General features: G+C 58.4%; 12 protein-coding genes. 2 read left to right on the forward strand and 10 right to left on the reverse strand.

Features of this window, described 5'->3' with window-relative positions; all coding sequences use genetic code 11:
* Positions 1-301: 301 nt before the first annotated feature.
* Genes rplP through rplB form a run of 5 tightly spaced genes read right to left on the reverse strand, consistent with a single transcriptional unit; the run spans position 302 to position 2,946 of the window.
* Entirely contained in the window at positions 302-715 is a 414-nt protein-coding gene (gene rplP, locus SM764_RS22285; RefSeq protein WP_065271467.1) for a 50S ribosomal protein L16, read from the reverse strand.
* Positions 716-727: 12 nt separating this feature from the next.
* Complete coding sequence (gene rpsC, locus SM764_RS22290) at positions 728-1,438, reverse strand: 30S ribosomal protein S3 (protein ID WP_065271468.1); 711 nt, start codon at positions 1,436-1,438, stop codon at positions 728-730.
* Positions 1,438-1,818 carry a 50S ribosomal protein L22 gene (gene rplV, locus SM764_RS22295; RefSeq protein WP_065271469.1) on the reverse strand — a complete coding sequence of 127 codons (381 nt, stop codon included), beginning with the start codon at positions 1,816-1,818 and terminating at the stop codon, positions 1,438-1,440. The genes rpsC and rplV overlap by 1 nt, the downstream gene beginning before the upstream one ends.
* A 3-nt stretch (positions 1,819-1,821) precedes the next feature.
* Positions 1,822-2,100: a 30S ribosomal protein S19 gene (rpsS, locus tag SM764_RS22300; RefSeq protein WP_065271470.1), complete on the reverse strand. Its 279-nt coding sequence runs from the start codon at positions 2,098-2,100 to the stop codon at positions 1,822-1,824.
* A gap of 3 nt (positions 2,101-2,103) precedes the next feature.
* Positions 2,104-2,946 carry a 50S ribosomal protein L2 gene (gene rplB / locus SM764_RS22305; protein ID WP_065271471.1) on the reverse strand — a complete coding sequence of 281 codons (843 nt, stop codon included), beginning with the start codon at positions 2,944-2,946 and terminating at the stop codon, positions 2,104-2,106.
* 308 nt (positions 2,947-3,254) lie between these two features.
* On the opposite strand from rplB, the gene SM764_RS22310 reads away from it, so the two are divergent.
* Positions 3,255-4,073 (forward strand): abortive infection family protein, encoded by an 819-nt coding sequence (locus SM764_RS22310; RefSeq protein WP_369002837.1) that lies wholly within the window; start codon positions 3,255-3,257, stop codon positions 4,071-4,073.
* Positions 4,074-4,264: 191 nt separating this feature from the next.
* Here SM764_RS22310 and SM764_RS22315 read toward each other — a convergent pair whose 3' ends face one another.
* The 4 genes from SM764_RS22315 to rpsJ are packed head-to-tail and all read right to left on the reverse strand — an operon-like array spanning position 4,265 to position 6,227.
* Positions 4,265-4,561 (reverse strand): 50S ribosomal protein L23, encoded by a 297-nt coding sequence (locus SM764_RS22315; protein ID WP_065271474.1) that lies wholly within the window; start codon positions 4,559-4,561, stop codon positions 4,265-4,267.
* A complete protein-coding gene (rplD, locus tag SM764_RS22320; protein ID WP_065271475.1) occupies positions 4,558-5,175 on the reverse strand; it encodes a 50S ribosomal protein L4 in 618 nt (205 codons plus the stop codon). The genes SM764_RS22315 and rplD overlap by 4 nt, the downstream gene beginning before the upstream one ends.
* Positions 5,172-5,894 carry a 50S ribosomal protein L3 gene (rplC, locus tag SM764_RS22325; protein ID WP_065271476.1) on the reverse strand — a complete coding sequence of 241 codons (723 nt, stop codon included), beginning with the start codon at positions 5,892-5,894 and terminating at the stop codon, positions 5,172-5,174. The genes rplD and rplC overlap by 4 nt, the downstream gene beginning before the upstream one ends.
* A gap of 18 nt (positions 5,895-5,912) precedes the next feature.
* A complete protein-coding gene (gene rpsJ / locus SM764_RS22330; RefSeq protein ID WP_058289455.1) occupies positions 5,913-6,227 on the reverse strand; it encodes a 30S ribosomal protein S10 in 315 nt (104 codons plus the stop codon).
* Positions 6,228-6,568: 341 nt separating this feature from the next.
* On the opposite strand from rpsJ, the gene SM764_RS22335 reads away from it, so the two are divergent.
* The gene (locus SM764_RS22335) at positions 6,569-7,831 is read left to right on the forward strand and encodes a sensor histidine kinase (protein WP_369002838.1); all 1,263 of its coding nucleotides are present in this window, start codon (positions 6,569-6,571) and stop codon (positions 7,829-7,831) included.
* Between the two features lie 162 nt (positions 7,832-7,993).
* On the opposite strand, the gene SM764_RS22340 is transcribed toward SM764_RS22335, so the two are convergent.
* The coding region (locus SM764_RS22340; RefSeq protein ID WP_369002839.1) for an EF-Tu C-terminal domain-related protein at positions 7,994-8,520 on the reverse strand (527 nt) is incomplete at its 5' end.

The following is an 8,520-nucleotide window of genomic DNA, read 5'->3' on the forward strand; positions in this document are numbered from 1 at the left end:
GGACGCTTGAGCAATTTGAGGGCTCCGCGCCCGGCGCGCTTGCCCAATCAGACGACGGAGAATATGAAAACCAGACCCGCAGACTCTCGTTATGAATAAGGGAGCCTCGGGGGGCAGGTCAAACGATGCCCGCTCTGCACTCCGCCGAGCGGGCCATCTACTGCCTTCCCGACACTACGCAGCCCCCACGCCATACTGCCGTTCGCCCCAGGAAGGCAGACGGATTTTCCCGGAGTGACCACAAAGAAAAACCCCCGCCGATTGCTCGGCGGGGGTTTCTGATTTTCCAAAGAGCCTGGGCTTACCAGTCTTCGCGAACCACGACGCGGGTCTTGATCGGCAGCTTCATCGCAGCAAGGCGCAGAGCCTCGCGGGCGATGTCGTCATTGACGCCATCGATTTCGAACATCACGCGACCGGGCTTCACTTTGCATGCCCAGTAGTCGACGGAACCTTTACCTTTACCCATACGAACTTCGACGGGCTTGGAGGTCACCGGGGTATCCGGGAAGATCCGGATCCAGACACGACCCTGACGCTTCATGTGACGGGTCATGGCACGACGTGCGGCTTCGATCTGACGGGCAGTTACGCGCTCGGGCTGCAGAGCCTTGAGACCGTAGGTGCCGAAGTTCAGGTCAGAACCACCTTTGGCGAGACCGGAAATCCGGCCTTTGTGCATTTTGCGGAATTTCGTACGCTTTGGTTGAAGCATCTCATCCCCTCCTTAGCGACGACCGCCACCAGCACCACGGGGTGCAGGGCCGTCCTGGATTTCCTGAGACTTACGATCACGCGCCTGCGGGTCATGCTCCATGATCTCGCCTTTGAAGATCCAGACCTTGATCCCGATGATCCCGTAGGGGGTCATGGCTTCGGAGTGAGCGTAATCGATGTCGGCGCGCAGGGTGTGCAGCGGCACACGACCTTCACGGTACCATTCGGTACGGGCGATTTCAGCACCACCCAGACGACCCGCGACGTTCACCCGGATACCCAGGGCGCCCATGCGCATTGCGTTCTGAACGGCACGCTTCATCGCGCGACGGAAGGACACACGACGTTCCAGCTGCTGAGCGATGGACTCGCCAACCAGCTGTGCGTCCAGCTCGGGCTTGCGCACTTCAACGATGTTGAGGTGCAGTTCCGAGTCGGTCATCGCTGCCAGCTTCTTGCGCAGGACCTCGATATCGGCGCCTTTTTTGCCGATGATCACGCCCGGACGTGCGGTGTGAATGGTCACACGGCACTTCTTGTGGGGGCGTTCGATGATCACGCGGGCCACACCGGCCTGCTTGCACTCTGCCTTGATGAACTCACGCAGTTTCAGATCTTCCAGCAGAAGATCACCGTAGTCCTTGGTGTCGGCGTACCAACGGCTGTCCCAGGTGCGGTTCACCTGCAGGCGCATGCCGACCGGATTGACTTTATGTCCCATTAGGCTTGCTCCTCAACTTGACGCACCTTGATGGTGATCTCAGCGAACGGCTTCAGGATCTTGCCGAAACGACCACGGGCCCGCGGGCGACCGCGTTTCATGGTCATGTTCTTGCCAACCCATGCCTCGGCGACGATCAGTTCATCGACGTCCAGGTTGTGGTTGTTCTCGGCGTTCGCGATGGCGGACTGAAGGCATTTCTTCACGTCCTGCGCGATCCGCTTGTTCGAGAAAGTGAGGTCGGTCAGAGCCTTGTCCACTTTCTTGCCACGGATCATCTGAGCCACCAGGTTCAGTTTCTGCGGGCTGGTCCGAAGCATGCGGGTTTTCGCCATTGCTTCGTTGTCGGCCACGCGGCGGGGATTTTGTACCTTGCCCATGACTTACTTCCGCTTCGCTTTCTTGTCCGCAGCATGACCATAATAGGTCCGGGTCGGCGAATACTCACCGAACTTCTGACCGATCATGTCTTCCGAGACGTTGACAGGGATGTGTTTCTTGCCGTTGTACACACCAAACGTCAGACCCACGAACTGGGGCAGAATGGTGGAACGACGCGACCAGATCTTGATCACTTCATTGCGGCCCGATTCACGCGCAGCTTCGGCTTTCTTAAGCACATAGCTGTCGACGAAAGGACCTTTCCATACAGAGCGAGACATAGATTAACGTCCCTTCTTCTTGGCGTGACGCGAGCGGATGATCAGCTTTTGCGACGCTTTGTTTTTGTTGCGGGTGCGCTTACCCTTGGTCGGCTTACCCCACGGGGTCACCGGGTGACGACCACCCGAAGTCCGGCCTTCACCACCACCGTGCGGGTGGTCGATCGGGTTCATAACGACACCACGGACCGAGGGACGCTTGCCCTTGTGGCGCATACGGCCAGCTTTACCGTAATTCTGGTTGCTGTTGTCAGGGTTGCTGACGGCACCAACGGTGGCCATGCATTCCTGACGGACCATGCGCAGTTCGCCCGAGGACAGGCGGATCTGAGCGTAGCCACCATCACGACCAACGAACTGAGCGTAAGTACCGGCTGCACGGGCGATCTGGCCGCCTTTGCCGGGCTTCATTTCGATGTTGTGAACGATGGTACCGATCGGCATGCCCGAGAACGGCATTGCGTTGCCCGGCTTGATGTCTGCCTTCGCGGAGGCGATGACCTTGTCACCCACTGCCAGACGCTGCGGAGCGAGGATATAGGCCTGCTCGCCGTCTTCGTACTTCACCAGTGCGATGAAGGCAGTACGGTTGGGGTCATATTCAATGCGCTCGACGGTCGCGGCGACATCAAATTTATTCCGTTTGAAGTCAACGATCCGGTAAAGACGCTTTGCGCCACCACCACGGCGGCGAGAAGTGATCCGTCCGGTGTTGTTCCGGCCGCCCGATTTGGTCAGACCCTCAGTGAGAGACTTGACCGGACGCCCTTTCCAAAGCTCCGAACGGTCGATCAGAACCAGCCCACGCTGGCCCGGCGTCGTCGGTTTATACGACTTAAGTGCCATGCTTTCTGTCTTCCGTTTAGCGTGCAGTGCCTTAGGTTCTTGTCTTTGGCACCGCTATGTTAAAGCCCCCTGATGTGCCGCGTGCGGCGGTTCAGGTGACCGATCTAAAGGGCCCCGAAGGTCCCAGGTTATTCATGATCCCGACAAAAGAGACAGCCCCGGACGAATCCGAGGCCTTCAGGATTGGTGCCATTTAGCAGAGGTTCGTGGGGGTGGCAATGGTGAAGCGGCGGCAGAGATGTACTTGCCTTCTTCGATGGGGTGTTTTCTGTGTAAGAAAGGTTCTTAACGCAATTGGGACACAATATATGGAACGAATTCCAACAAAAGTCATCGGCAATCTAAGTTCTATTCTGCCCGATTGGTACTCTCACGCAGGAATAGATTCCCTTTTTCTATATGCCGGGGCACCAGATGATGTGCCCGATGTAAGTAAACCCAAGAAAGTTGAGAGCTGGCTCCGATCCACAAACAAAGTCGTAGACGAGCCTTTGTCGGTCCTGGAGGTAATTCTAGAGGACTTCTTTGAAAAGCCACTTGAACAGTTTTCGGCTTGGATGCCAGCTTCAGGTGAGCCGCAGGACAAACTTGATGCCGACAAACGAAAGCTCGAGAGCACCTTGGCAGGCGAGGGTCTAATGTTTTCCAGTGGAAAGCTTCGCCCGACCCGAGGAAGTAGTAGCACCCTGTCGCTCGAAGAGGAGGTTAGACGTCACGGCCTTTCATCCGTTGACCAAGAAATCAAGCGAGCCCTGCGGCAGGTGGACAAAGATCCGCACGCCGCCGCACACTACGCAGGGAACGTTCTGGAAGCCGCTTTTAAGGCTTATTTGGATAAGAAAGCCATCAAGTACTCTCCCTCTCATACTCTGTCAGAGCTATGGAAAACGGTGGCCAAAGATATTGGCCTCCAACCCGGCGAGTTGAAAGACAAGGACCTACGAAAGATTGCGTCAGGCATGCATAGTGTCGTGGATGGCATAATGTATCTTCGCAACAAAAAGAGTGGTGCCCACGGAAAATCCGAAATTGAGGCACGTAACTACAAGATTGCGCCACGCCATGCGCGCCTTGCAATAAATGCAGCGCATACCATTGCGGCATACGTACTCGAAGTTGCCGACTGATCAAAATCAGGGAATACTTCAATCTTCGCGCACAGCCCGGCCGTAGGCCGGGCAGCGCCCGACCCTCCCCCCAGGAGGGCGCTTCGCCCCCACCTAGCGTCAGGCGCTGCCCTTTGTGAGTCAATCGCACCGCCAACGAAAAAGGCCCCCGCTTTCGCGAGGGCCTTCGATCTTTTCAAAAGAAACAGATCTCAGAGTCCGGTGGACACGTCGATGGTGTTGCCTTCTTCCAGGGTCACATAGGCTTTCTTCACGTCCTTGCGACGGCCGATCTGGCCGCGGAAACGCTTGACCTTACCCTTGGTGATGGTGGTGTTGACCGCTTTGACCTTCACACCAAAGAGGGTTTCAACCGCCTCTTTGATCTGGGGTTTGTTGCTGTCGATCGCCACTTCGAACACCACTGCGCCGTTTTCGGACGCCATGGTGGATTTCTCGGTGATGATCGGCTTGCGGATCACGTCGTAGTGTTCTGCCTTCGCGCTCATTTCAGTCGAGCCTCCAGTGCTTCGACACCCGCCTTGGTGATCACCAGGGTGTCACGCTTCAGGATGTCATAGACGTTTGCACCCATCGTCGGCAGGATATCCAGACCGTCGATGTTACGCGATGCTTTGAGGAACCCTTCGTTCACGGCTGCACCGTCGATGACCAGCGCGCGTTTCCAGCCCAGGTTTTTCACCTGCTTGGCCAGAGCAGCGGTCTTGCCCTCTGCGGTTGCGTCCTCGATCACGACCAGTTCACCGGCTTTCGCCTTGGCGGACAGCGCGTGGCGCAGGCCCAGCTTGCGGAACTTCTTGGTCAGCTCGTGGCCGTGGCTACGCGGGGTCGGGCCCTTGTAGATACCACCCTTGCGGAAGATCGGCGCGTTACGGTCACCGTGGCGTGCGCCGCCGGTGCCCTTCTGGCGATAGATCTTCTTGGTCGAGTAGGAGGTTTCCGAGCGGGTCTTGACCTTGTGGGTACCTGCCTGCGCGTTGTTGCGCTGCCAGCGGACCACACGGTGCAGGATGTCCGCACGCGGCTCCAGACCGAACAGGTCTTCGGACAGTTCGATGTCGCCTGCCTTGCCGCCGTCGAGTTTGATCACATCAAGTTTCATGCTTCACCACCTTCCGCGGGAGCTTCCGCCGGTGCTTCGGTTGCTGCTGTCTTCAGAGCCGCCGGGAAGGGCAGACCTTCGGGCGCTTTCTTCTTGACGGCATCCTTGACGGTTACCCAACCGGATTTCGGACCAGGTACGGCACCTTTGATGAACACCAGGCCACGGTCGGCGTCGGTCTTGACGACTTCCAGGTTCTGGGTGGTCACGCGGGCAGCGCCCATGTGGCCGGCCATCTTCTTGCCTTTGAAAACCTTGCCGGGATCCTGACACTGACCGGTCGAACCGTGCGAACGGTGCGAGATCGACACACCGTGCGAGGCACGCAGACCGCCAAAGTTCCAGCGCTTCATGGCGCCCGCGAAACCTTTACCGATCGAGGTGCCGGTCACGTCCACTTTCTGACCTGTCAGGAAGTGTTCGGCCGAGATTTCGGCGCCAACTTCGATCAGGGCATCGGCGGGTACGCGGAATTCAACCAGCTTACGCTTGGGTTCAACCTTTGCAGCGGCAAAGTGGCCACGCATCGCCTTGGAGACGCGCTTCACTTTGGCCGAGCCTGCGCCCAGCTGAACGGCGGTGTAGCCGTCTTTGTCTTCGGTGCGTTGCGACACGACCTGCAGACCATCCAGGTGAAGAACGGTCACAGGGATCTGCTTGCCGTCTTCCATGAACAGCCGGGTCATGCCGACTTTCTTTGCGATAATACCAGAGCGCATATTCATTACCCTCCGATCTTACGACTGCAGCTTGATCTCGACGTCCACGCCAGCGGCGAGGTCGAGCTTCATCAGCGCGTCCACGGTCTGGGGAGTCGGATCAACGATGTCGAGCATGCGCTTGTGGGTGCGGATCTCGAACTGGTCACGGGATTTCTTGTCGACGTGGGGACCACGCAGAACGGTGAATTTCTCGATCTTGTTCGGAAGCGGGATCGGGCCACGAACCTGCGCGCCGGTGCGCTTTGCAGTGTTCACGATTTCCTGGGTGCTGGCGTCCAGCACGCGGTAATCGAAAGCCTTCAGCCGAATGCGAATGTTTTGACTTTGCATTTCGTCAGCCTTTTATAGGCGTTGGAGTTGAGAGGAGGGCCCACGACCACCGCACACCCTCATCGAACCCAAAAGGCGGGAATCACCCCGCCTTGATATTCTCATTGAGAACTCGCGCGTCTTAAGCCTGCAGCGACGGTATTGCAAGGGTAAATGAGGCCCGTGCGAATGCTCCCACTCTTTGGGTCCACCTCAGGAGCCGTTACGGCGATCGGGCAAGGTCACCCCCAGAAAATCTGGCCGTCCCGTGTTAAAAACTGACGCAGGGCGGTCAGTGACCCTAGTGGCGCCCCTCAAGTCCGGTTAATCTTGCGCAAAGCCTCACAACGGACAACCCAATAGTGCCGTCTCACAGCCCCGAAACCGAGCAAGTTCTGCTAATTGCGCGCAGTATCGCTGGTGAAACCGGTCATGCGCTCCTGGCGCGCCTGGTTGAGGCCCTGAGCGAGCATCTGGATGCAGCCTTCGTCGCAGTCACCTATGGCGAAGGGGTGCCCCCCACCCACGCGCGGGCGCTCTACGCTCTGCAGGACCACAAGGTTGCTCGCGGGATACGCTACGAATTGCAGGGCACCCCCTGCGCCCGGGTATATGCCGGGGAGGTGGTGATCATCCCCTGCGGGATTGCCGACCTTTATCCCCGCGAAGCGAGGTTTGAAGGCTACATAGGTATTCCACTTCGCGACACCACTGGCGAGGTCACCGGTCATCTGGCTGTATTTTCCAACAAGGAGATCAAGGAATCCGAGATCGCCACCGCGATATCGACAATTTTTGCCCTGCGCGCCGAGGCCGAATTGCGCCGTCTCTCCGTGGAAAAGGAACGAAAGAAGCTAATCGCGGATCTCGCGCGGATGAACCGGCGCCTGCAGCAGGGCTATTCCGAGGTGCGGCGCGAAAACGCGGAAAAGATCGCGCTCATGGGTTTGATTGCCCACGATCTGCGCAGCCCGCTGGCCGCAGTCTTGTCGCAGGCGGAACTCGGGCTCGCCAGAACCCGCAGCAACGCGCCGGATCAGGCCCGGATCGAAACTGCATTTCAGAAGGTCATCGACAATGCGGACCGGATCGCGCAGTTGATCGACGCGACGCTGGACCGGGCCAGGGTCGAAGGCGAAGCGCTGCGCCTGGATCGCAAGCCGGTCGATCTGACCGGGTTGCTGCACATTGCTGCCGAAGCCAACCGGGAAGAGGCTGCACGCAAATCGATTTCCCTGTCCGTCGACCCACCGCAGCGGACCATCGCAGAGGTTGATGAAACACTGGTCATCTCTGCCATCGACAATCTGATTAGCAACGCCGTGAAATATACCTATCCCGGAGGCGAGGTCCGGATTTCGGTCGCGCAGGAAGGTGAAAGCGTCACCGTTGCCGTCTCCGATACCGGTCAGGGCCTGACGCCAGACGACCTGACGCGCGCCTTCGGCCGTTTTCAAAGGCTTTCCGCGCAGCCAACGGATGGTGAAAAGTCCACTGGCCTGGGACTCGCGAACGTACGCGAAATTGCCTGTGCGCATGGCGGCAGCGCTCATGCCGAAAGCGAAGGCCCGGGAAAGGGAAGTCGTTTCGTTCTGACGCTGCCCTGCTCAGCTTTGTACACATAGAAAAAGGGCCTCCCAAAGGAGGCCCTTTCCATCCACAATCAGGAGACCTGGTTGCTCGATGATCCTCGACACAGTCTTTTTGGTGCGTCTCGGGATCATCGCGTTCAAACAAAAAGGGCGCCACAGGGGCGCCCTTTCCGTTTGATCATTCGCGAGTGCGAATTACTCGATGATTTTGGAAACGACGCCAGCGCCGACGGTGCGGCCGCCTTCGCGGATGGCGAAACGCAGACCGTCTTCCATCGCGATCGGGGCGATCAGTTCAACTTCGAACTTCAGGTTGTCGCCCGGCATCACCATCTCGGTGCCTTCCGGCAGGGTTACGGTGCCGGTCACGTCGGTGGTCCGGAAGTAGAACTGCGGACGGTAGTTCGCAAAGAACGGGGTGTGACGGCCACCTTCTTCTTTGGTCAGAATGTATGCTTCTGCCTCGAATTTGGTGTGCGGGGTCACGGAGCCCGGCTTACACAGAACCTGACCACGCTCAACGCCGTCACGGTCAACGCCGCGCAGCAGCGCGCCGATGTTGTCGCCGGCTTCGCCGCGGTCCAGCAGCTTGCGGAACATTTCAACACCGGTGCAGGTGGTTTTCTTGGTGTCGTGGATGCCGACGATTTCGATTTCGTCGCCAACGTTGATCACGCCACGCTCAACACGGCCGGTCACAACGGTACCACGACCGGAGATCG

It is taken from the genome of Pseudophaeobacter sp. 1A16562, assembly GCF_041008785.1.
Taxonomy (GTDB): domain Bacteria; phylum Pseudomonadota; class Alphaproteobacteria; order Rhodobacterales; family Rhodobacteraceae; genus Phycobacter; species Phycobacter gallaeciensis_A.